A 20488-nucleotide genomic window follows, 5' to 3' on the forward strand; every position below is an offset into this window, starting at 1 on the left:
GCAAATTTCAAACCGCGATCCGCCCTAAATTTCGCGTTCAAATTTAAACTCCGCCTAGAGCATCAAATTTTATCAAATTTACCGCCTAACCGCGCGTCTTTGCGGGCAAATTTACGCAAAAGCTCTTTGGCTCAAGCTCGATCTCGATACTGCCGCCGTGGGCTTGGACTATTTGCAGGCACAGGTGCAGACCAAGGCCGTTGCCCTTTAGCTTGCTCGTTTTAAACGGCTCAAAGACCATGGCTTGGTTTTTGATCGGCACGCCGCTATCGGTCACGGCAAATTTATGCTCGCCCTCGCGCTGCTCGTAGTCCACGCGCACCCAGCCCTCGTCGTCCTCGTTTTCCTCGACCGCATCGATCGCGTTAAATAGCATATTTTGAAACACCATCGCCAGTAGATCGCGGTCGCCCACATATGGCAGATCGGGGAAATCTAGGCTAAATTTGATCTCCTTGCCGTATGTGTAGCACTCTATTGCCGCCTCGCACTCGCCTTTTAGCTCGGCTAGATTAAATTCGCGCGCGTTTATCGTTAGGCCTTTGGTGAAAAGCAAGGTGGCCTTGATGATGCGTTCAACCCGCCAGATCGCCTTTTGCATCTGCTCGACTACGGGGCGAGCGCGTTCGTCCGCTTTTTTTATCAGCGTGGAGGCCAGCAGCGAGATCGAGCCCACGGGGTTGCGTATCTCGTGGGCTAGGTGGGCTGCGACCTGACCCATCGAGGCTAGGCGCTCGGTGCGCTTTTCGGTCGTTATGTCGGTTGCGGAGATGATTTTTTTGCCATCTTTTTGGGCGATTTTGATGAGGTAGATTTGCCCCGCGGCGTTTATCTCGCCTCCCTCTTGCGGGATAAATTTTAAAATTTGCCCTAGTTTTAGGGCTTCCGAGTTTTGTAAAAATATCTCTCCCGCCTCGTCCAAAACCCAGATCGCATTGGGCAAAATTTCCACAATATCTTTGATGAAACCTTGCAGATTAGCATACGACGCGGTCAGATTTTTGTACTCGCGCTCTATCAGATAGGTCTGCTCGATCAGGCTTTTTAGTCCGTCCTGGACGCTGGTTTTATCGATCTGGGTCATAAAAGCTCCTCGAAATTTTCTAAATCAAAAAGTAAAATTCGGTCGTTTTTTAGGCGGCTTACTTCGTTGCTAAAGCCGCTTTTGGAAAACAGCGCGACGGCGTCTGGCACAAAGCCTAGTCGCTCGCATTTTTTAAGGAGTAAATTTACCACGTTTTTGCAAATTTTATGCTCTTTAAATTTAGCTTCTCCGACGATGATACGTCCGTCTAGGCTCAAAAATATATCTATCTCGATATTTTTCGCCCACAGACTCCGCACCCGCGCGGGCTGGGCACCTAGTCTAAATGCCAAAAGCTCGCGGCAAAGCAGCTCAAAGCCAAAGCCCGCGTACGAGTCGAACTCTCGTCTGATAATCTCCATCAAAGCGGCATTTTCGCCGTTTTTTAAAAGGGCTAAATTTGGCTCGATGAAATAAAACCAAAACCTAGTAAAATTGTCGTTAAAGACCACTTTATCCTGCGCCTTATCGCGCTCTGGTAGCTTTTTGGCCTTTTGATATTTGCTTTTTACGCGCGGTTTTTCCAGCGTCTTTTCGATGCTAACCACGCCCGAGTTTATCGCGGCGGCATAAATTTTTAGGATGAGAGGGCGGGGCAGAAATTTATTTAGAGCGTATTTTTTGCGGTCGTTTTTAGCAAGCTTGCAAAGGGCAAATTTAAGCTCGTTTTCAAAAGGCGCGTCAAAGCTAAATTTGAGCGACAGATTTTCAAATTTATCTAAAATTTCCTTTTCGATCGCCTCGAAAATATCGTAATAATTCGCCTCAAATTTTAGTGCGTCAAAGACTAGATGAAAGTAAATAAGCTGCAAGATATCAAGGTGCTTAAAGCGCGCGTAGCTTGATTTTAAGGCGTAGATTTTTGCTCCTTTTTAGCCCATTTTAGCACAACTTTGGTTATAATCTCTTTTTTTATAAGGAAAAATTTTGGTTAGCATCGACGAAATCAGAAAAAATATTATTTTAAAAAAGGGCGTGCGGTACTTTGACTACACGGCCTCGGGCCTAGCCTACGCGCCTATCGAGCGCAAGATCGCAAAATACCTAAAAACCTACGCCAACACGCACTCAGAAAGCGCCTCAAACGCGCTAAAAACGCAAAAACGCTACGAAAAAGCAAGGCAGAACCTAAAAGACGCGCTCGGGCTTGACGAGCGATTTTATCTGATCTCAGCCGGCTGCGGCGCGACTGGAGCTATAAAGAAATTTCAGGAGATCATGGGGCTTTACCTGCCGCCTATGAGCGCGAACCGCCTGGGCGAGGAGAGGCTAAAGGGCGCAAATTTGCCCCTCGTCATTGTCTCGCCCTACGAGCACCACTCAAACGAAGTCAGCCTGCGCGAGGGGCTATGCGAGGTCGTGCGCATACCGCTAAGCAAGAGCGGGGAGATAAATTTCGGCAGGCTCGATCAACTGCTCAAAATCAACTCAAAGCGCGAAATCATCGGCTGTTTTAGCGCGGCCTCAAACGTCACGGGGATAATCAGCGACTACAAAAAAATCTACGTGATGATGAAGCGATACGGCGCGACCGTGGCCTTTGACGCGGCTAGTTTTAGCTCGCACGACAACCTCGACGCCGACTACTTCGACGCGCTATTTCTATCGCCGCATAAGCTTTTAGGAGGCGTAGGCAGCTGCGGACTGCTCGCGATAAAAAAGGAACTCGTAAAATCGGACAAACCGACCTTCGCCGCGGGCGGGACGGTTAGTTACGTGAGCCGCAGCTCGCATTTTTTTGCGCCAAGCGTGGAGCGCACAGAGGAGGGCGGCACCCAGCACGTGATGGGGCTCATAAGAGCCGCTCTAGCGTATCGGCTACGAAACGAAGTAGGGCTAGACGTCATAAAGAGCCGTGAGGATGAGCTTGCAAGGCTATTTTGCGAGGGGCTGGATAATATCCACGAGGTCGTGAGCTACTGCCCGCGCGGAGTGCCCAGATTGCCGATTTTCGCGTTTAACGTTAAGGGTGTTTCGCCGTATGATTTCGCCGAGGCGCTGAGCGAGGACTACGGCGTGCAGACCCGCGCGGGGTGCGCGTGCGCCGGTCCGTACGGACACGATCTGCTCGGACTAAAAGACGATCAGAAATTTGATCAAAAGCCCGGCTGGGTGCGCGTGAGCCTGCACTACTCGCACACGCAAAAAGACGTCGCCTATCTGCTAAAGGCCATCAAAAAAACTATCAAAAAATTTAAAACCAAAAAGGATAAAAAATGAATAAAATTTTAGCCGCGGCCTTGTTTGCCCTTTGCGCCGTTTGCGCGCAGGCAAAGCCATATAGCCCCGAGCAGTACGCAAAAGTACTGCGCGAGTACAACTCCGTCGCGGGCGCGAACAACTACTTTGAAAGCGGTAAATTTAAAGAAGAATTCGAGCTTCGCAAAAAATACTGCGACGAGGGTCTAAGAGACGCCTGTGGGGATCTTGGGCTGCTCTACGTTACTGGTCTAGGCGCGCCAAGAGATAGTAAAAGAGCGGGCGAACTACTCGAGTACGCCGCTAAAAACGGCGAGTTTAAGGCCATTTCGCAGTACTACGAAGCCGCACTTAACATAGCTCGCGCGGCGGAAAAATATCCGGACGACAAGGTTACTCAGCACCTAGGAGCCGAGTTTAAAAACTCGCTAGAGCAGTGCAAAGCCTACAAGGGCGACCGCCACGTGTGCTTCCGCGCGCTGGTGATCAGCGGTATGCTGCCAAAGGGCGAGGGCGGCCTGGGACTATCGCAGACTGAGTTTGCCAAGACGTGGGAGGATATCGTCGTGAGCGACGTCGAGCGCAACGGCATGGACGAATCGAAAGTAAACGCGCTGGCAAACGAGCTAGACGGGCTGGCGACACGGTAAATTTGCGGGCTTTTGCGGCGTAAATTTGCTTTTTCGGCCAGGCGATCCGTCAAATTTGACCGTCCGCGCTTTTGTCTTTTTGCGGACGGCTTCGCGTCTCATGTAAATTTAGATTACTCGGCTCAAATTTGACGAGTCGGCGATTGCTAGGCTTAAATTTGGGTCGATTTTGAGTAAATTTATCAAGCGGCGCATAATTTGCTTTTGCTCAAATTTGACCGCTTTTTACGGATAAATTTAGCTCTCTCCTGAATGGCATTTTGCCGCTTGCGAGTTTTTGCCCGGCGGACTTTACGGCTATCTTTACGGCGTAAATTTGCTAAATTCTGCTAGCGCCTGGGCAAACTCGGTCATCAGGTTTAAAGCCTTTGCTTGCGCTTTTTTGCGCGCGGTCAAATTTAGGCGTCCGCGCGGGTTTTTGTCCTACTCAAATTTGACGTATTTTTGTGTCCCGCTCAAATTTGCGCGGCGTTAATTTTTACGAATTTACAAAAACTTTGGAGAAAATTTAGATGCGAGATTCGCGTGAGTTTCAGGTCTTAGCGGGAGAGGTAAAAAACGTGAGATGGGATGCGGCGACGGATGAGTGCGCTTTTGAGATCGCGGGTGCGAAATTTAACGCCAAAATCGCCAAAGAGCAGCGCCTCGTGCCGCGCGAAAACGACCGCCTAGCCGTAGCCTACGACGAGCAAAACGAGGTTTGGAATTTTAAAAATTTAACCTCGGACAAGTGGCTCAAAAACTACTCTTGGCGCGCGTATTTGATGATTTTTGAGGAGGCTGTGCTTAAGTCTTTGCCAAGGCCAGAACTTTATGGATTTATTTTGATGATACCAATTTTTTGCCTGTGCAATTATCTCCCGACGCCCGTCTCTTTATTTCTTATTTTTGCGGTTTTTATTTGTTTGCTTTTATCGGTACCTTTGATGTATACAGACGACAAAACTCCGACCGATAAGGCAAATGCGTATCTAGCTTTGAGAAAATTTTTAAAAGAAGCAGATTTATAGTTCGCCGTCAAATTCGCCCGCTAAAAAACGCGGCAAATTCGGCGCCTATTTTTAAATTTAACGGGCGAATGAGCGATCAAATTTATAGGCGCGCAAATTTATATCGCCCGAATTTTGGACGCGAAAACGTAAAATTTAAAAGGATTTAGCTTGCAAGAAACGCAAAACGGCCTAAAACTGCTCGGCGGCCGCGTAAATTCGCTTGAGTGCGTCTATAAAGACAAAAGCGGATTTGATTATAGCTTTAGCTTGGAGGATCAAATTTTAAACATCCGCTCGCTGCAAAGCTCGCTCCTGCCGGTAAATGACGGCGACGAAACGCTGGTCGTTTGCGATAAAAAGGGGCGGGTTTTGGGGCTAAAAAACCGCTCCCTAAACTCCGCGGCCTGGTATGCCTATGAGCCTAGCCTCTTTTCTGCGACTCTATTTCTTGCGCTTTTTGTGCTTTTTGCGCTGTTTGCCGCGGCTTGCATTTGGGCTGTTTTTTCGGGGCTTGACGAATGGCGGCTGCTTTTTAGCGATTTGCTGCTTGTTTTTGCTTTCGGCTCTTTTGCTATCGTTTGGTTTAAATATCACCGCGAGGCGCTTTTGAGCTTGCGCGTTAGATCGATGCTGGGCGCCGTAAAAGAGCCCAAAGCAAGCGGCGAGGTTAGCGGCACGGCGCGAAATCTAAGGATTTTTGAGACGAAAGAGAAAAATTATTTTAGCGTCACGGTCGGCGATACGTTTTTGTGGGGTAGCAGCCCTAAAAAGCGCGCCCTGGAGCTAGCAAACGGCGACGAAGCGAGCGTGAAATACGAAAATTTCAAGGTTTTAGAAATACGAAATCTCAGTAAAAATCTGACGGCGAAAAAATCTCAAGGCTTTTTCGAGAGGGGCGTTAGTTTTATCGCGGATATCGCGATCAGCCTTTGCGCGGGACTTGTTTTGCTCTATGCGGGGACGATGGATTTTTGGTTTTCGCCTTTTGCGGGGATTGCCGGCTTGATAATCTTGCTCGGCGGATTTGGATTTAACGTGTTTTATAAAAAAGATTAACTTTTTGGCGCGCGGTCTAGTCGTAAATTTGCGTCTTTTGGCGTGCTTGGTAAATTTGACGTGGGGATTTCAAATTTGAGCCCGTTTGCCGTAAATTTGACATGTTAAATTTTAGCTGCCAAAGTTGACTCGTCAAATTTAAAGTCGCCAACCCGCGTTTAAATTTCACAAAAATGCTTGCAAATTTTGCAGATTTTCTTTTATGGATGTGGGGCGGTAGAGTGCTGAGATAACGGCGATGTAGTCTGGATTTAGCGCGACCTTCGTGATTTATAGCGAGGCAAATTTACGCACGGCAAGGCTAAAGCACGCTCGTCAAATTTAGCCTAAATTTCGCAAAAACTCCGCGTATTCTCTAGCTCCGCGCTCTAAATCGTCCTGGCTTGATACGTAGTCCACGCCCGGGGTCTCCTCGGCGCCGTAAAATGCGAAAAAGTCGCGGTAGTCGGCGCGAAAATAGTATTTAAACGCAAGCTCAAACGGCGTAAGAATCTCGCGCAAGCTAAAATGATAGCGTCCTTGCGGGCAGTAGTCGCTCTTTTTTGATACCCGCAGTCACGGCTAGTGCGACCTTGCGGCCCGTAATACCGTCCGAGCCGCATCCGTAGGCAAAGCCGTGCGTCATCACCGCGTCGATCCATGATTTTAAAATCGGAGGGCAAGAGAAGTTGTGAAGCGGAAACTGCAAAACGAGGGCGTCGTGGGCTCTGATGAGCTCTTGCTCGCGCGCGGCGTCGATATCGCCGCTCCCGTAAACCTGCGTCAAATCATGAACGCTAAAGCGCTGCGGCTCTTTGAGAGCCTCTTGTAGCAGGCGTTTGTTTATGACCGAGTTTTGGATGCCCGGGTGGGCTAAGATAATTAGAGTTTTCATTTTTTTCCTTTTTAATCGAGCAAATTTTATCGGACTTTGCTTAAATTTGAGCGGAGAATTGCGCAGTCTAATGACGTAAATTTAGCGTATTTTTACAAAAACGCTTGCAAATTTCGCAGATTTTCTTTTATGGATGCTGGGTGGTAGAGTGCTGAGATAATGGCGATATAGTCTGGATTTAGCGCGGCGATTTGAGCGATATTTGCTGCGTTTATACCGCCGATCACGCAAATGGGGATACGTAAAATTTCCTTTGCGCGCATTATCGTTTCAAATTTGCAAAGCGGAGCGTTTGGTTTGGTCGGGCTCGCAAACACGGCGCCAAATGCCGCGTAAGAAGCGCCCTCATCCTGCGTCTTTAGCGCCAAATTTAAGTCGTCGTAGCAGCTAACGCCGATAAATGCGTCCTCGCCTAGGATCTTGCGAGCGGCCTTTACTCCGCCGTCATCTTTGCCGATGTGCACGGCGTTCGCGCCTATTTTAGCGGCAAATTTTACATCGTCGTTTACAATAAATCTCGCTCCGTAGCGCTCGCAAAGCTCTTTTAGAGCAGTCGCTACGCGCTCATTTTTGGGATCGAGCTTGGTGCGGTACTGTAAAAACTTCACTCCGCACTCTAGCAGCTCGCGAGTTTGTTTGAGTACGCTATTTTCAGGCGTTAGGACATCATCCGTGATAGCGTAAATTTTAGCCACGGTTTGCGCCCGCGGCTTTGTGATCTAGCAGCCGCATGCCGAAATTTGAGCCGTGAGCGTTTTTGATGGCGTTTGCGACAAAGGCTTTGGCACGCCTGATCGCCGTTATCTCGTCTGCCCCGGACGCTATGGCGCAGGCGATAGCCGCGGAGAAGCTGCAGCCCGCACCGTGCATGATCGTAGGCTGCTCTAGCGGCTCGCCGAATTTAACTACCTCGCCGCTTTTTTTATAAAGCGTATCCTCGCAAATCTCGCTCGTTTGCGTGCGTTTTAGCACCACGTCGCAGGGCAGATCCGCGCCTAAATTTAACCGCTCGCCGTCAAAATTTAACCCCAAAATGCGCGCTTCGTCTAAATTCGGCGTTGCGATGCGGGCGAGGCTTAAAAGCTCCTTTAACGCGTTTATGGCGCCCTCTTGCAGCAACTTGGCGCCTGATTTAGCCACGCAGACGGGGTCTATCACGACTGGCGCGCCGTGGTTTTGCTCTAGCCAGGCTTTGACGCAGGCTATGAGCTGTTCGTTAAAGAGCATGCCGATCTTTACGGTGTCAAATTTTAGCTCGGCGCAGACTGCTTCCAGCTGCGCGTTTAAAAACTCGGGCGTTACGGGCATCACCGCACTCACTCCGCTCGTGTTTTGCGCGGTTAGAGCCGTGATCGCAGTCGCGCTGTAGCAGCCGTAGGCCTCGCAGGTTTTTATGTCCGCTTGTATGCCTGCGCCCCCGACGCTGTCGCTGCCAGCGATGATTAGGATATTTTTTTTAGGATTTTTCATTGTTTTGCCTTGAGCGGTTTTGTTAAATTTATCTTTAGGCGAATTTATTTGTCGCCAAAATCCTTGCCAAACTCTACGCCTAGCTCCTTTAAATTTACGGGGCCGTTTCCTTGCGACTCCATCGGCGTCGGCCGAGTTTGCGGCTGCGTTTGCGCAGGTTGCAAGTCTAAAGAGTTTTGCTCGGTTTGATCGTTTTTGGTGGCGTTATTTTCGGCTTTTTTAGCTTTTTTCTTCTCTTCTTCTAGTTTTTTGCCGGTTAGGCACTCGTAAATTTCCGAGTGATTTTTCTTTGCCCAGTCCTCTTTTACCTCGATTTTTTGGTACTCTTTGCTAGTAGGCGAGACAAGGCCGTTTTTGACTAGGGTTTTGTTTAAGATTTTGCTTTCGTCGCTTACTTCGCACAGCCATCTATCGCCTAGATTTTTTATCGTGAGCACGTAGTAGTTGCGCTCGGGACGAAATATCTTTTTGATCTCTTTGTCGTAGGATTTGCCGAAAATTTCCAGCCCTTTTTTATCTTTTATGCATTTTGAGCCGTCGTAAAATTTAACGTTTGCAAGCTTGCAAGGGGCGATCACGGCGGCGTTTAGTCTAAAGACAAAGGTATCGTAGTCTAAAATTTTCTCTAAAAAAAGAATTTCTTTGGTAACTTTTTCGCGTTTGGATTTGGTAGTCTGCGTGATTTGCATGTCGGTAAACTGGGCGGCCAAATTTACCGACAGCAAGGCTAAAGCGCAAATTTTAAGCAGAGTAAAAAATGCGCTTTTTTTCATTATTTCAGATCGTATTTTTCTAGCAGTTTATCGTAGCTGCCGTCTTTTTTCATCTCTTCAAGCGCGGCGTTTATTTTAGCGATTAGATCTGCTTGCTTGCCTTTGTCAAACGCCATAGAAAAGCCCTCGCTACCGTCGGTTTCTTTATAAAACTCCTCAAGCTCAGGATTTTTCTTTAAAAAGCCGTAACCGATCGAGCTATCAAGCACGACCGCGTCTATCTTGCCTTTTTTTAGTCCCATGATTAGCGGAACCGGATCCTCGGCAGGTACGACTTTAGCGCCTGCGATAGAGTTAGCGGCGATCTCTTGGACGGTGCCTTGTTGCACGCCTACTCTTTTGCCGTTTAAGGCGTCTTTGCTCGCGATAGCGTCGTTGCCTTTAGCGCGCAGGTAGATGTTTTCGGTCGCATAGTAAGCCTGCGTGAAATCAATCGACTTTCGTCTATCGTCGGTTGCGCTCATCGCGCTTGCTACGGCGTCGATCTTGCCCGTTTTTAGAGCTGGGATTAGGCCGTCAAAGCTCATATTTACGATCTTGTACTCAAAACCCGCGCGTTTAGCGAGCTCCGCTACTAGATCCATATCAAAGCCCGTGATCTTGTTTTGCTCGTCCACGTACTCAAACGGCGGATAGTTTGCGGCGGTACCGATCTTTAGCTCGGCGGCGCCAAGCGTAGCTAGAGCCGCTAAAAGCAGCGCAAAAATCTTTTTCATTTTCTCTCCTTTAAATTTGGTTTTAAATTTAATCCCGCGACTAGGTGCTGGCTCGTAAATTTACTTCAGGCCGTATTTTTCCATCATCTTGTCAAATTCGCCGCTCTTTTTGAGCTCCTCTATCGCGGCGTCTATCTTGCCGATTAGCTCTAGGTGCTTGCCTTTATCAAACGCGACGGCAAAGCCCTCGGTGCCGTCTGGAAGCTTTAAAAACTCCTCCAAATCAGAGTTTTGTTTTAGGTACTCGTAGCCGATAGGGCTATCGGTTAGCACGACGTCTATTTTGCCAGCTTTTAGCGACAAAATCGCAGCCGCTACGTTTTCTGCAGGCACGGCTAGGTCGCCGCAGATAGATTTAGCCGCGGTCTCTTGCAATGTGCCTATTTGCGCGCTTATTTTTTTGAGATGCATATTGGTCGCATTTACGTCGGTACCTTTTTTGCGGATGAAAAGATTATCCGAAAAATAATAAGGCTTGGTGAAATCGACTGATTTTCTTCTCTCCTCAGTCGCGCTCATACCGCTTAGCGCGGCATCTATCTTGCCCGTTTTTAGGGCAGGGATCAGTCCGTCAAAGCTCATGTTTTGCACGTCGAATTTGACGCCGATTTTCTTGCCGACGGCCTCTATCATGTCGATTTCAAAGCCTACGATCTTGTTGTGCTCGTCAATATACTCAAACGGCGGATAGTCTGCACTAGAGCCCACTCTTATCGTTTGCTGTACCGCTACGGGGGCTGCCTCGTTTTTTACTGCGGTGTCTTTGCTTGCTTTTTCATTCGAGCTTTGACCGCAGCCTGAAAGCATCAAAGCGGCGGCTACGAAAACGAAAAGTTTTTTAAATTTGCCGGCGGACAAAGCCGCAACGATGTTTTGGGACATTTTGACCTCCTTTTAGTGGTTTAAAATTTTACCTAGAAAATCCTGTAAACGCTGATTGCTAGGGTTTTCAAATACGTTTTTAGGCGTGTCGTCCACGGCTATTTTGCCGCCGTGCATGAAAAATATCCTATTTGCCACGTTTTTAGCAAAGCCCATCTCGTGGGTGACGACTAGCATCGTGATGCCTTTTGCCGCGACGTCTTTCATGATGTCTAGTACCTCGCCGATCATCTCGGGATCTAGCGCGCTGGTCGGCTCGTCAAAGAGTATGACCTCGGGGTTCATCGCGAGGCTTCTAGCGATTGCTATACGCTGTTTTTGACCGCCTGAGAGCTTGTGCGGGAAGGCGTATTTTTTATCGCTTAGACCCACGCTTTTTAGTAGCTCGTCGGCTCTTTTTTCCGCGCTTTCTTTATCCAAAATCCCCGCTTTTATCGGAGCTAGGGTTAAATTTTGCAAGACGTTTTTGTTTGCAAAAAGGTTAAAGTGCTGAAAAACCATGCTCACTTTTTGACGGATTTTGTTTATATCCGTTTTTTTGTCCGTTATATCCTCGCCGTTTATCTTTATGTGCCCGCCGCTTGGCTCCTCTAAGCGGTTTATGCAGCGCAAAAAAGTGCTTTTGCCGCCACCGCTAGGGCCTATGATAGCGATGATTTCGCCTTGTTTGATATCTACGCTGATGCCATCGAGGACGCGTAAATCGCCGTAATTTTTACTCAAATTTCTAATCTCAATCATGGCGATTTAGTCTCCTCTCTAAAATTTTAACCAAAAAGGTAAAGAACTTCACGCTGACGTAGTAAACTATGCCCGTGAAAATGACGGGCTCCGGGCTATAAAACACCGCTTGCAGGCTCTTGCTTTGCATCGTGATATCTATAACGCTGATATAGCCTACGACCGAGGTTTCTTTAAACAGCGAAATAAATTCGTTCGCAAGCGCAGGCAAGATGTTTTTAGTCGCCTGCGGAAACACCACCTCGCGCATCGAGACGTAGTAGTTTAGGCCCATCGCCCTTGCGGCTTCCATTTGCCCTTTATCGACGCTATTTATACCGCTACGCACGATCTCTGCGACGTATGCGGAGCTGTTTAGCCCAAGCGCGATCAAAGCGACGTAAAAGTTGTCGCTCCAGGTTGCGAAAATCACGACCGAAAATATAAGAAGCTGCAAAATAATCGGCGTTCCGCGCAAGATATCTACGTATTCGTCGATGAGAAAGCTTAAAATTTTGATATTTAAAAACTTTAAAAACGCCAAAATAAAGCCCAAAGTCACGCCGATAGCCGTGCCGCCTACGGTGAGTCCCAGCGTCACGCCGTAGCTTTTAAGGTAAGCTAGACGTTGCGCCTCGTTTAACTCCGTCGGATAAAAATAATAAACGCCCGCGGAGACGATGACGACGAAAAACAGCGCCCTAAAAAATTTTTCGTTTAGCATTTCTTAAACCTTAAAAGCGTAATGAGGCTTAATAATACGAAAAAAAATATAAATTTAACCTTTTTTACGCGAAAAAATTATCTTTTAAACAAATTTATCATATTATCGTAACTCAAATTTAAAACCCGAGGGAAATTTATGGATTACGCTCGCTATATCGCCATCGCGCTGTATTTTGGATTTTTGCTTTTCGTGGGGCGATACTCGTATAACAAAAACGCCAATATGGGCGAATACCTGCTCGATAATCGCCGCCTAGGGCCCGTAGTTACGGCGCTAAGCGCGGGAGCTAGCGACATGAGCGGCTGGATGCTGCTTGGCGTGCCGGGCGCGCTATATGCCACCGGGCTTGCTACGATTTGGATGGTTTTGGGGCTAGTTATCGGCGCGTATTGTAATTACCTCTTTTTAGCAAAGCGCCTGCGCGTTTATACCGAGGTTGCCAGCGACAGCATCACGATCCCAGATTTTTTACAAAATCGCTTCAAGGACGAGACTAAAATTTTACGCATAGTCTCAGGGCTTTTGATTTTGATATTTTTCACGCTATACGTGAGCAGCGGCATAATCGCGGGCGGCAAGAGCTTTGAGAGCTTTTTTGGCTTGGATTTTAAATTCGGCGCAATCTTTACGCTGGCTATCGTAGTTTTTTACACGTTTTTCGGCGGATTTCGCGCGGTTTGCATCACGGACGCGTTTCAGGGTACGCTGATGTTTTTGGTTCTAGTCGCCGTGCCGATAGTGGCGTTTTGTAATCTAAATTTACCTGACGGCGCTACATTTTGGAGCGAGGTGGCAAAATACGGCAAAAATCACCTAAACGTCTTTTACGGCCAGACTTTTTTAAGCATCCTAGGACTCATGGCGTGGGGACTTGGATATTTCGGGCAGCCGCATATCATCGTGAGATTTATGGCGATACGAAGCTCAAAAGAGCTAGCCCAAGCGCGCCGCATCGGTATCGGCTGGATGGCGATAGGCTTAGCTGGAGCGATAATGAGCGGGCTTATCGGCTTTGTGTATTACAGCGAGTTAAATTTGCCTCTAGCAGACCCCGAAAAGGTCTTTTTGCAGCTTGGCGAGACGCTGTTTCATCCGTTTTTCGTGGGTATCATCATCTCGGCCGTGCTTTCAGCCATCATGAGCACGATCTCTAGCCAGCTTTTGGTTAGCGCAAGCTCGGTGACGCAGGACTTCGTGTTTGCCTTTTATAAAAAAGAAATCTCGCAAAAAGCTCAGGTCGCCGCGGGCAGATACGCCGTCGTGGCCGTCGCGCTAGTGGCTACCGCGCTTGCTTTTAGCTTTAACGAAAGCGTGCTAAACGTCGTGGGCTACGCGTGGGCCGGTTTTGGCGCGAGCTTTGGGCCGGTGCTGCTTTTTAGTCTTTATTGGCGCAGGATGAGCGCGCTAGCGGCCTTGCTGGGTATGATAACGGGCGGAGCGACGGTGATTGCTTGGATAGCGCTTGGGCTAAATTCTTACGTTTACGAGATATTGCCGGGCTTTGCGGTTTCTTGCGTCGTGATTTATCTCACCAGCCTCTACGGCGACGCGATAGATAAGATGAGCAACGAGCCAAACTCGGCCACCGTGCAGGACGAATTTGAAAAAATGAAAACGAGGCTGTAAATGCAAAGTAGCGTAAAATGCGGTAATTGTGGCGCCGAGGTCGATGTAAATTTGGCTCTAAAAACCGAGCTTGAGCTTGAAATGAAGCAAAAAATGGCGGCAGCCAGGCGAGATTTCGACAAAGAGATCGAAACTAAAAGGGCCGAATACAAGGCGCATTTGGACGCCTTAAACGCGAAGGAAAAAGAATTCGACGCTAAATTTGCAGCAGCCTTAAACGCTAAAAAAACAGAGCTTGAAAACGAAATAAAAGCAAAACTCGAGGGCGAAAATTTAAACATAGTAAATGCCCTAAAAAACGAGCTTGAAGCCAAGTCAAAGCAGATAAACGAGCTAAATTTAAAGACGCTTGAAATAGAAAAGCTAAAGCGCGAAAAGAGCGAGTTTGAAAGCGCGCTGATGGCTAAAACCGAGGCTGAGCTAAGCAAGCGCCTAAACGAGGAAAAAGAGCGGCTAGGCAAGGCTTTGGCCGAGCAAAACGAGCTAAAATTTAAGCAAAAAGACGAGCAGCTAGAAGCGCTAAAAAAGCAGCTAAACGAGGCGCAAAGGCGCATAGAGCAGGGCAGCGAGCAACTCCAAGGCGAGACGCAAGAGCTTGCCATCGAGGCGTGGCTGCGGGAGAAGTTCGTATTTGACGTCATAGACGAGGTCAAAAAGGGCGCAAACGGCGCGGACGTGATGCAGATCGTAAACACCCGCGAGGCGCAAAACTGCGGCAAAATTTACTACGAGAGTAAGCGCACGAAAAATTTCTCAAACGAATGGATAGAAAAATTTAAGGCCGATATGCGTGCCTCGGGCGCCGACGTCGGAGTACTCGTTAGCGAGGCGCGGCCGCGGGAGCTGGAGCGCATGGGGCTGGTTGACGGCGTATGGGTGTGCAACTACGAGGAGTTTAAGGCGCTTTGCTTTGTGCTAAGGCAGGGCATTGTGGAGCTAAATTTCGCTAGGAACTCTGCACAAAACCGCTCAAACAAGATGGAGATGCTCTACTCGTATCTAGTTAGCAACGAGTTTAAGATGCGCATCGAGGCTATCGTGGAGGGCTTTTCTGCGATGAGCGAGGAGCTAGAGCGCGAGAAAAACGCGATGAAACGCATCTGGAAGAGCCGCGAAAAACAGATAGAAAAGGTGCGCGACAACGCGATCGAAATGTTTGGCTCGATAAAGGGGATCGCGGGAAATGCGATAGGGGAGATAAGGACGCTGGAGCTGGGGTTTGATGCGGGCGATTTTGATTCCCCGTAAACGGCGGATTTTAGAATAAATTTTTTTACGACCGCTTCAGTCACGGACGACTAGTCCGCTCCTTTGCGGGTAAGAAAAATTTATTTAAACTACGCCTATTCTGTCCGGAATATTTGTCTCATATTCTGCTAAATTTGCAAATTTAACTCTGCTAAAATTTAAAAACGAAAGGCTCAAATTTGAGTGATTATGATTTGCCTAAAGGTGCCGGGCTTGATGACGATGAGAAGGTTCTGTATTGCTATCAAAGTACAAATTCTTTTTTTGTCGTTAGGATGTTTATTTGCATGTTTTTGTTATTCGTTTTGTTTAATATCATAGACGGTAGTATCTTGTCTATGATTGCCATATCCGCCGTTTCAATTTTTCTATTTTACATTATGTATTGCGAGATATTAAATTATAAAAGACGGTGCATATATATTACCAATCAAAATTTTATTACTGGAAATAATATAAAAACAAAAAAAGAGGAAATATCATATTTCTATACAATTTATGCATTCGGATATCATCCCGTAATCGTCTTTTATAAAAATAAAAAGTTTTTGTATTTTTTATTTGTCGAGGATGATGTAAATTTTAAAACTGCGATGAGCGCTATTTACGATATCTCGCTTAATGAAGATTTTAAATTTGATTTAGGTAGCGGAGCGTATGGATTCGCCAAGAGCTATGCGATAAGGAAATTAATAAAATAGTGCAAGTACGCAAAAGCATATTGATTAAGCACTGGTTCGGTGTGCCGCCGCGCTACATATTTTAAATTTGCAACGGGGCTAAATCTACAAATTTGATTCGGCCAAAATTTAAAAAGCCAGCGAAGTTCTACTTTAGCTTCACTGCGTTCGCTACCGCTTAAGGCAGCCTGCAAGCAAGAGGAGACTGCTACGCTTGCAACCGCCAAGCATGGCGCAGTTTAAACCCCTCAACATAAAAGCAAAATAACGTCAAATTTTAACAAACTAAATTTAGGGTCTTCAAGATGCAAGTCCGGGCGAGTAAAATTTTTCAAATTTAGCCTTAAATTCAGCTCGCATCGACATAAATTTTATACTTGCCGCAGCGGATGCAGCGAAACAGATAGCCCGCCATATCGCCGCTCGCGACGAGGTAATCACGCACGTCCTCTACCGCAAATTCGCCGCGCAGGGCGTAGTCTGCAAGCACCTCCTCCGCTATGCCCAAATCCTGCAGCTCCTTCGTACCCACGCCGCCCAAAAACTCGCAGTAATCGTCGCAACAAGCAAGCCAGTGCTCCCCCTGCCAGCTAAAATATCCTGGCGTCCTTTTAAACAGCTCCTCGGTTTTAGCCTGCGCGTCCGAAGTGCTAGGCGACAGAGGATCGGCATCCTGGATGAAGCTGGCGTCAAATTTTGCCGCCGCCGCGCCGCTAGCGATGCAGTGCGGACAGAGGTAGTTCACGTCCGCCGTGCTGTAAACGCTACCGCAATAATACACGTCCGTCGCCTGCTCGCAGCACTCGCAAACCACGCTCGCGTCGTCCTTAAACGCACCTGTTTTAAAGGGATCCGGGTGGTAGCGAAAATGAGGTAGACTTTTTAGCTTTTTGCTTTGGCGTGCGGCTTCGCTCGCGGTTTTTGGGCGCTTTATCGCTCCCGCGTCGCCGTTTTGCGCATACTGCTTTAGATAGCCGAGCTTTTTGAGCTGCTTTTTGTCCTTCGGATCGCAAATTTTGCCGAGTAGCTCGCAGGCGCTCTTTTTGAGCTCCAGCAGTTCGTAAACGTCGACTAGCACGAGCTTTGCCTCTTTTTCGCCGCATTTTTCGAGCTCGTCCTTGAACTCATACAGCGCCAAAATGCTCGCTGCACCGCCGTCTGAGTCCCAAAACGCCTTTTGAAGCGCGATATATTTTTCTTTTAATTTATCCATTTTCTCCCCTCAAATTTGCGGTTGCGTGCGGGATTATCTTTAAATTTTACTGAGTAGACCTGCTATTTTTGGGTCAAATTTTACTCAGCGCAGATCGCTTTGAGCTTTGCAAGATCTAAAATCAAACTATGCGAGAACGCGTCTATCACGACTCCTGCGTATTTGCCTTCGGCGCCATCTAGTATCGCGGCGTAGTCCTTTAGGCGCAGGTTTATCGCCTCCTGCTCGGCGTCGTTTCGCCATCTCATCATCTCGGCTCTGCTGGAAAATGCCGGAAAGTAGCTAAGTCCGCTCTCCTCGTCTTCTAGTAAGACAAATTTGATATTTGAGCCCTCTTCTTCGTAAACTGCGCTGCCGTCTGGTTTTGATAGGGCTTGGTTTATGAGTACGGGAGCCAAAAATTCTGTCTTTTTTAGCGCTGCGATTAGCGCCTTTTCGCTCTGCTCGCCGCCGTCTAGTAAAAATGCGTCTATGAAATCGCTTAAATTTTTGTTCATCTTTTGCCTTGGATTAAATTTGGCGTATTATACATTTTTGCGTTTTTAAATCAAAATTTAGCAGTAAATAAGCTTTGCGTTGCTATAATCACAACCTCACTTCAGCTGGCGGGTTCATAGCTCAGTTGGTTAGAGCATCCGGCTCATAACCGGATGGTCCCAGGTTCGAGTCCTGGTGAACCCACCATTGCTTACATTTTAATCCCTTTCAATAGCTTTAAAAACCTTACAAAAAATACGGTAAATACGATATTTGTTAGACTTTGTTTATTTAAATGGCTTTCAATGATTTTAAATTGATTTAATTGTTTTTAAGGACTTTTTACGGATAATTTAGGGGATAAAAATTTAGTCCGCTAAAAAATGTCCGTAAAAAATCATAGCTTGATTTTTTGGGGCTTGCGAGTGCTTAAAGGATAAAAATGCCAAAGATCAATCCCCCTCTAACCGATACGGCAATAAAAGCATTGAAACCCAAGGATAAAATTTATAAAAAATCAGACGGGCAAAATTTGTTTATTTTTATCGAGCCCGGCGGACGCAAATTTTTCGCACTCGAATACAAAAGCCCGCTCACGCTAAAAATGCGGCGCATAGCCTTGGGAAACTACCCAGACCTTAGCTTGTCGGCGGCCAGAGAAAAGCGTAGGGAGCTGGCCGCGCAGATATTGGATGGTGTCGATCCGCTCGTAAGCAAGAGGAGCGGGGAAAACACATTAAATGAAATCGCCGCAAAATGGCTGGATATAAAATCGGCGAACATATCGCCCGGTTATCTAAAAAAGCAAAATTTGATATTTAATAAGCACGTCGCGCCTTACCTGGGCGACAGGCCACTAGAAGGCATAAAGGCGGCCGAGATAATAGATGTTTTAAAAATCATAGAAAAAGCTGGAAATTTAGAGACGATAAAACGCATATTTATTTTACTAAATCAAATTTTCAGATACGCCGTAACTTATGAGATAATCTCTCATAACATCGTCGCCGATATAAATTTCAAATACGCTTTTAAAGCGGCCAAGCCTAAAAATTTCCCGACTATAACGGACGAAAACGAGATACGCACACTGCTTGACGCAGTAGACGGGTATAGCGGCGATATAAAAACCAAGGTCGCTTTAAAACTCGCTATCTATACCGCTGCGCGTCCGTTTAACATCAGAGCGGCACAGTGGGATGAGTTTGATTTGTCTGCTAAAATTTGGACGATTAAAGCCGGCAAAATGAAAATGAAAGAGGCTTTTAGGCTGCCGCTATCGGATGCGGTCGTAAAGCTGCTGAAAGATTATGTTAAAATTTGCGGGAGTGCGGGCGGATATTTGTTCCCAAGCGCGCTAGCCAAAAGCCGTCCAATGAGCGAAAACACGCTAAATACTGCACTAAGACGTATGGGATACGGCAAAGACGAGATAGTTTCTCACGGGTTTCGCGCGATGTTTTCTACGATAGCAAACGAGAAAAGGAGCGAGCACGGACTGCATGCCGATATAATCGAGCGATGCCTCGCACACAAAGATAAGGATAAAGTTAGAGAGGCTTATAACAGGGCTGAAAATTTAGCCGACATGAGAAGACTGATGCAGTGGTGGGCGGAGTTTTTAGACGGACTTGCCGTCTAAAACTACCGATGAGTTTATAAATGCCGTAATCTCGCTAAGCGAGTAAAGGACGTTTTTGCGCGTTAGGGCGTATTTTTTAAACTTGCCGTCTCTTACGTAGCGCCACAGGGTTACGGCGTTGCACTTTAAAAGCTCGCAGGCTTGTTTGGTCGTGATCGGGTCGGTTATGGGTAAAAGCGGGGCCATTTCTCATCCTTTAAATTTCGCGATAATCTAAACATCTCTATTAAACCTCCTTTTTTCTCGAGCAAGATATGCGCCTAAGCCTGCGTTTTTTAATTCTGGCGCCTTTAAAATTTCAAAGAGTTTTTCTAAGATTTCATCTACTTCTAGATCGGGAACATCCAAATCTATTTCAAATACAAGCCCTGTCTTCTCAGGCTTGAAGCGGCATAGGCTGCCTATAAAAGGGCGGCGCACGATATAGATCTCAAACTCCCAATTAAGGCTGATGTTGCAAGATACGCGCGCATTTTTTGTTTGTATTTTGCTTATCCTGTCCCCCAAGAGGCTTAATTTTGTTAGCACCCCTCTTAAGTCACCAAGACACATAAAACTCTCCTTAAATAGTTTATTTCCCTCAGATCCTAATCCAAATATTTCCTCTGCGGAAGCACCTTTTGCATTCATTTTCTAATCCTTTCTACTATATTTTTAATCTCTCGCAACTCGTCTATCCAAGCTTTGTATGGCTCCCTATTTGATCCTAGGGCCAAATTTATTTTTAGCTTTAGAGCGTCTAGCCGCTTTTCAAGCGTGCCCAACTCGCTGATGATCGCCCTTAAGTCTTCAGCCGCAAAGCTGAGTATGGCTGTGCTTGTTGCTTTGGCTGCCGTCATTTTTCTAATCCTTACTATAAAGTTTCTTTGATACTTTCTGATATGCGCGCGTACGGGTTATAACCGAGTTTATCAATTGCCAAATATACTCTTGTTGCCAGCACTATAAGAACGCTGTCATTTATCCCATATTTTATCGCATCCTTAATTATGGCCGTAATTACAACGCCTGAGCAAGAAACCCAAGCAAGAGGAGGTTTTTCTATTGCGCTTATCAAAAATATGGCAATACGACAAAGAACATATGCGCGCTCGCTATCGTTTTGTGCCCTAGAGTATTTTGCCCCCTCTTCATATATATTTTTTACTAGCCTCGCGCGTTGAATTTCTGTGCTTAGTTTTTGTTCTTGCTTTTGCTCTTGTATCAGTTTGTAAATTTCGTTTAGTTGTTTTTGCATATTAACTCCTTATGGGTTGCCGATACGGCTTATTATGCCGCGCAGTCGGCGATCTTTGTACGTCATTGTCTTGGCGTTTAGTGCTGCCTGTGCGCTCTCTTTGACTTTTCGCAATATTTCCGCCGCACGCGAGGGCAAGACTACTTTTTTACGTCGTAGCCTTGCAATTTCCTCTTGCGCCGCTTTTAGCTTCGCTTCTAGTCCTTCCATAGTCGCTCCTCA

At 46.9% G+C, this 20488-nt stretch carries 26 protein-coding genes and 1 tRNA gene; 9 read left to right on the plus strand and 18 right to left on the minus strand.

The features are described 5' to 3' along the window. Positions 1 to 85 precede the first annotated feature (85 nt). Positions 86 to 1084 (minus strand): sensor histidine kinase, encoded by a 999-nt coding sequence (locus ACTTJF_RS00730; protein WP_442550314.1) that lies wholly within the window; start codon positions 1082 to 1084, stop codon positions 86 to 88. Then, complete coding sequence (locus tag ACTTJF_RS00735; protein WP_442550315.1) at positions 1081 to 1896, minus strand: DUF234 domain-containing protein; 816 nt, start codon at positions 1894 to 1896, stop codon at positions 1081 to 1083. The genes ACTTJF_RS00730 and ACTTJF_RS00735 overlap by 4 nt, the downstream gene beginning before the upstream one ends. Positions 1897 to 2011: 115 nt before the next feature. On the opposite strand from ACTTJF_RS00735, the gene ACTTJF_RS00740 reads away from it, so the two are divergent. The 4 genes from ACTTJF_RS00740 (at position 2012) to ACTTJF_RS00755 (ending at position 5981) form a co-directional block, all read left to right on the plus strand. After that, the gene (locus ACTTJF_RS00740) at positions 2012 to 3304 is read left to right on the plus strand and encodes an aminotransferase class V-fold PLP-dependent enzyme (protein WP_442550316.1); all 1293 of its coding nucleotides are present in this window, start codon (positions 2012 to 2014) and stop codon (positions 3302 to 3304) included. Then, positions 3301 to 3933: a hypothetical protein gene (locus ACTTJF_RS00745; protein WP_442550317.1), complete on the plus strand. Its 633-nt coding sequence runs from the start codon at positions 3301 to 3303 to the stop codon at positions 3931 to 3933. Before ACTTJF_RS00740 ends, ACTTJF_RS00745 begins: the two co-directional genes overlap by 4 nt. Before the next feature lie 512 nt (positions 3934 to 4445). After that, positions 4446 to 4943, plus strand: coding sequence for a hypothetical protein (locus ACTTJF_RS00750; RefSeq protein ID WP_442550318.1), 498 nt, complete (start codon positions 4446 to 4448; stop codon positions 4941 to 4943). Between the two features lie 150 nt (positions 4944 to 5093). Continuing rightward, the gene (locus ACTTJF_RS00755) at positions 5094 to 5981 is read left to right on the plus strand and encodes a hypothetical protein (RefSeq protein ID WP_442550319.1); all 888 of its coding nucleotides are present in this window, start codon (positions 5094 to 5096) and stop codon (positions 5979 to 5981) included. 321 nt (positions 5982 to 6302) lie between these two features. Here the strand turns inward: ACTTJF_RS00755 and ACTTJF_RS00760 are convergent, their stop codons facing one another. From ACTTJF_RS00760 to ACTTJF_RS00800, 9 genes are all read right to left on the minus strand, one after another. After that, the gene (locus ACTTJF_RS00760; RefSeq protein ID WP_442550320.1) at positions 6303 to 6482 is read right to left on the minus strand and encodes a hypothetical protein; all 180 of its coding nucleotides are present in this window, start codon (positions 6480 to 6482) and stop codon (positions 6303 to 6305) included. 1 nt (position 6483) lies between these two features. Further along, positions 6484 to 6855 carry an NAD(P)H-dependent oxidoreductase gene (locus ACTTJF_RS00765; RefSeq protein ID WP_442550321.1) on the minus strand — a complete coding sequence of 124 codons (372 nt, stop codon included), beginning with the start codon at positions 6853 to 6855 and terminating at the stop codon, positions 6484 to 6486. 92 nt (positions 6856 to 6947) lie between these two features. Next, positions 6948 to 7550, minus strand: coding sequence for a thiamine phosphate synthase (thiE, locus tag ACTTJF_RS00770; protein ID WP_442550322.1), 603 nt, complete (start codon positions 7548 to 7550; stop codon positions 6948 to 6950). After that, positions 7543 to 8325: a bifunctional hydroxymethylpyrimidine kinase/phosphomethylpyrimidine kinase gene (thiD, locus tag ACTTJF_RS00775; protein ID WP_442550323.1), complete on the minus strand. Its 783-nt coding sequence runs from the start codon at positions 8323 to 8325 to the stop codon at positions 7543 to 7545. Before thiD ends, thiE begins: the two co-directional genes overlap by 8 nt. Positions 8326 to 8369: 44 nt before the next feature. Further along, positions 8370 to 9098: a hypothetical protein gene (locus ACTTJF_RS00780; protein ID WP_442550324.1), complete on the minus strand. Its 729-nt coding sequence runs from the start codon at positions 9096 to 9098 to the stop codon at positions 8370 to 8372. Next, the gene (locus tag ACTTJF_RS00785; protein WP_442550325.1) at positions 9098 to 9814 is read right to left on the minus strand and encodes a basic amino acid ABC transporter substrate-binding protein; all 717 of its coding nucleotides are present in this window, start codon (positions 9812 to 9814) and stop codon (positions 9098 to 9100) included. Before ACTTJF_RS00785 ends, ACTTJF_RS00780 begins: the two co-directional genes overlap by 1 nt. A 60-nt stretch (positions 9815 to 9874) precedes the next feature. Further along, positions 9875 to 10696: a basic amino acid ABC transporter substrate-binding protein gene (locus tag ACTTJF_RS00790; protein WP_442550326.1), complete on the minus strand. Its 822-nt coding sequence runs from the start codon at positions 10694 to 10696 to the stop codon at positions 9875 to 9877. Positions 10697 to 10708: 12 nt separating this feature from the next. Beyond that, positions 10709 to 11437, minus strand: coding sequence for an amino acid ABC transporter ATP-binding protein (locus tag ACTTJF_RS00795; protein WP_122862686.1), 729 nt, complete (start codon positions 11435 to 11437; stop codon positions 10709 to 10711). Further along, the gene (locus ACTTJF_RS00800) at positions 11430 to 12140 is read right to left on the minus strand and encodes an amino acid ABC transporter permease (protein ID WP_442550327.1); all 711 of its coding nucleotides are present in this window, start codon (positions 12138 to 12140) and stop codon (positions 11430 to 11432) included. Before ACTTJF_RS00800 ends, ACTTJF_RS00795 begins: the two co-directional genes overlap by 8 nt. Before the next feature lie 138 nt (positions 12141 to 12278). Here ACTTJF_RS00800 and putP point away from each other — a divergent pair, with 138 nt between their 5' ends. The 3 genes from putP to ACTTJF_RS00815 all read left to right on the plus strand — a co-directional run bounded on the left by putP (position 12279) and on the right by ACTTJF_RS00815 (position 15718). After that, positions 12279 to 13769 carry a sodium/proline symporter PutP gene (gene putP / locus ACTTJF_RS00805; protein ID WP_442550328.1) on the plus strand — a complete coding sequence of 497 codons (1491 nt, stop codon included), beginning with the start codon at positions 12279 to 12281 and terminating at the stop codon, positions 13767 to 13769. Then, the gene (locus ACTTJF_RS00810; protein ID WP_442550329.1) at positions 13770 to 15017 is read left to right on the plus strand and encodes a DUF2130 domain-containing protein; all 1248 of its coding nucleotides are present in this window, start codon (positions 13770 to 13772) and stop codon (positions 15015 to 15017) included. A 179-nt stretch (positions 15018 to 15196) separates the two neighbouring features. Further along, positions 15197 to 15718, plus strand: a complete 522-nt coding sequence (locus ACTTJF_RS00815) for a hypothetical protein (protein ID WP_442550330.1) — start codon at positions 15197 to 15199, stop codon at positions 15716 to 15718. A 328-nt stretch (positions 15719 to 16046) separates the two neighbouring features. On the opposite strand, the gene ACTTJF_RS00820 is transcribed toward ACTTJF_RS00815, so the two are convergent. Both ACTTJF_RS00820 and ACTTJF_RS00825 read right to left on the minus strand, forming a co-directional pair. Continuing rightward, a complete protein-coding gene (locus ACTTJF_RS00820; protein WP_442550331.1) occupies positions 16047 to 16910 on the minus strand; it encodes a CbrC family protein in 864 nt (287 codons plus the stop codon). A gap of 80 nt (positions 16911 to 16990) precedes the next feature. Beyond that, positions 16991 to 17407, minus strand: coding sequence for an SseB family protein (locus ACTTJF_RS00825; RefSeq protein WP_442550332.1), 417 nt, complete (start codon positions 17405 to 17407; stop codon positions 16991 to 16993). Between the two features lie 110 nt (positions 17408 to 17517). On the opposite strand from ACTTJF_RS00825, the gene ACTTJF_RS00830 reads away from it, so the two are divergent. Both ACTTJF_RS00830 and ACTTJF_RS00835 read left to right on the plus strand, forming a co-directional pair. Continuing rightward, a tRNA-Ile gene (locus ACTTJF_RS00830) sits at positions 17518 to 17594 on the plus strand. A 235-nt stretch (positions 17595 to 17829) separates the two neighbouring features. Further along, a complete protein-coding gene (locus ACTTJF_RS00835; protein WP_442550333.1) occupies positions 17830 to 19029 on the plus strand; it encodes a tyrosine-type recombinase/integrase in 1200 nt (399 codons plus the stop codon). Here the strand turns inward: ACTTJF_RS00835 and ACTTJF_RS00840 are convergent. The 5 genes from ACTTJF_RS00840 to ACTTJF_RS00860 are packed head-to-tail and all read right to left on the minus strand — an operon-like array spanning position 19009 to position 20476. Further along, entirely contained in the window at positions 19009 to 19215 is a 207-nt protein-coding gene (locus ACTTJF_RS00840) for a helix-turn-helix transcriptional regulator (protein ID WP_442550334.1), read from the minus strand. The two genes, ACTTJF_RS00835 and ACTTJF_RS00840, sit on opposite strands and share 21 nt — an antisense overlap. A 27-nt stretch (positions 19216 to 19242) precedes the next feature. Further along, positions 19243 to 19659, minus strand: a complete 417-nt coding sequence (locus tag ACTTJF_RS00845) for a hypothetical protein (protein ID WP_442550335.1) — start codon at positions 19657 to 19659, stop codon at positions 19243 to 19245. Then, entirely contained in the window at positions 19656 to 19868 is a 213-nt protein-coding gene (locus ACTTJF_RS00850; RefSeq protein WP_442550336.1) for a hypothetical protein, read from the minus strand. Before ACTTJF_RS00850 ends, ACTTJF_RS00845 begins: the two co-directional genes overlap by 4 nt. 14 nt (positions 19869 to 19882) lie before the next feature. Then, complete coding sequence (locus tag ACTTJF_RS00855) at positions 19883 to 20266, minus strand: hypothetical protein (protein WP_442550337.1); 384 nt, start codon at positions 20264 to 20266, stop codon at positions 19883 to 19885. 9 nt (positions 20267 to 20275) lie between these two features. After that, the gene (locus tag ACTTJF_RS00860; RefSeq protein ID WP_442550338.1) at positions 20276 to 20476 is read right to left on the minus strand and encodes a hypothetical protein; all 201 of its coding nucleotides are present in this window, start codon (positions 20474 to 20476) and stop codon (positions 20276 to 20278) included. Between the last annotated feature and the right edge of the window lie 12 nt (positions 20477 to 20488).

Source organism: Campylobacter sp. (genome assembly GCF_052170435.1).
Lineage (GTDB): Bacteria > Campylobacterota > Campylobacteria > Campylobacterales > Campylobacteraceae > Campylobacter_A.

Bases quoted from the DNA above. Each gene is read 5' to 3' on its own strand.
- ACTTJF_RS00800 (WP_442550327.1), bottom strand. From the start codon at position 12,140: ATGCTAAACGAAAAATTTTTTAGGGCGCTGTTTTTCGTCGTCATCGTC.
- ACTTJF_RS00820 (WP_442550331.1), bottom strand. From the start codon at position 16,910: ATGGATAAATTAAAAGAAAAATATATCGCGCTTCAAAAGGCGTTTTGG.
- ACTTJF_RS00790 (WP_442550326.1), bottom strand. From the start codon at position 10,696: ATGTCCCAAAACATCGTTGCGGCTTTGTCCGCCGGCAAATTTAAAAAA.
- ACTTJF_RS00845 (WP_442550335.1), bottom strand. From the start codon at position 19,659: ATGAATGCAAAAGGTGCTTCCGCAGAGGAAATATTTGGATTAGGATCT.
- ACTTJF_RS00750 (WP_442550318.1), top strand. From the start codon at position 4,446: ATGCGAGATTCGCGTGAGTTTCAGGTCTTAGCGGGAGAGGTAAAAAAC.
- ACTTJF_RS00745 (WP_442550317.1), top strand. From the start codon at position 3,301: ATGAATAAAATTTTAGCCGCGGCCTTGTTTGCCCTTTGCGCCGTTTGC.
- ACTTJF_RS00795 (WP_122862686.1), bottom strand. From the start codon at position 11,437: ATGATTGAGATTAGAAATTTGAGTAAAAATTACGGCGATTTACGCGTC.
- ACTTJF_RS00835 (WP_442550333.1), top strand. From the start codon at position 17,830: ATGCCAAAGATCAATCCCCCTCTAACCGATACGGCAATAAAAGCATTG.
- ACTTJF_RS00860 (WP_442550338.1), bottom strand. From the start codon at position 20,476: ATGGAAGGACTAGAAGCGAAGCTAAAAGCGGCGCAAGAGGAAATTGCA.
- thiD (WP_442550323.1), bottom strand. From the start codon at position 8,325: ATGAAAAATCCTAAAAAAAATATCCTAATCATCGCTGGCAGCGACAGC.
- ACTTJF_RS00765 (WP_442550321.1), bottom strand. From the start codon at position 6,855: ATGAAAACTCTAATTATCTTAGCCCACCCGGGCATCCAAAACTCGGTC.
- ACTTJF_RS00825 (WP_442550332.1), bottom strand. From the start codon at position 17,407: ATGAACAAAAATTTAAGCGATTTCATAGACGCATTTTTACTAGACGGC.
- putP (WP_442550328.1), top strand. From the start codon at position 12,279: ATGGATTACGCTCGCTATATCGCCATCGCGCTGTATTTTGGATTTTTG.
- ACTTJF_RS00730 (WP_442550314.1), bottom strand. From the start codon at position 1,084: ATGACCCAGATCGATAAAACCAGCGTCCAGGACGGACTAAAAAGCCTG.
- ACTTJF_RS00850 (WP_442550336.1), bottom strand. From the start codon at position 19,868: ATGACGGCAGCCAAAGCAACAAGCACAGCCATACTCAGCTTTGCGGCT.
- ACTTJF_RS00810 (WP_442550329.1), top strand. From the start codon at position 13,770: ATGCAAAGTAGCGTAAAATGCGGTAATTGTGGCGCCGAGGTCGATGTA.
- ACTTJF_RS00855 (WP_442550337.1), bottom strand. From the start codon at position 20,266: ATGCAAAAACAACTAAACGAAATTTACAAACTGATACAAGAGCAAAAG.
- ACTTJF_RS00780 (WP_442550324.1), bottom strand. From the start codon at position 9,098: ATGAAAAAAAGCGCATTTTTTACTCTGCTTAAAATTTGCGCTTTAGCC.
- ACTTJF_RS00785 (WP_442550325.1), bottom strand. From the start codon at position 9,814: ATGAAAAAGATTTTTGCGCTGCTTTTAGCGGCTCTAGCTACGCTTGGC.
- ACTTJF_RS00840 (WP_442550334.1), bottom strand. From the start codon at position 19,215: ATGGCCCCGCTTTTACCCATAACCGACCCGATCACGACCAAACAAGCC.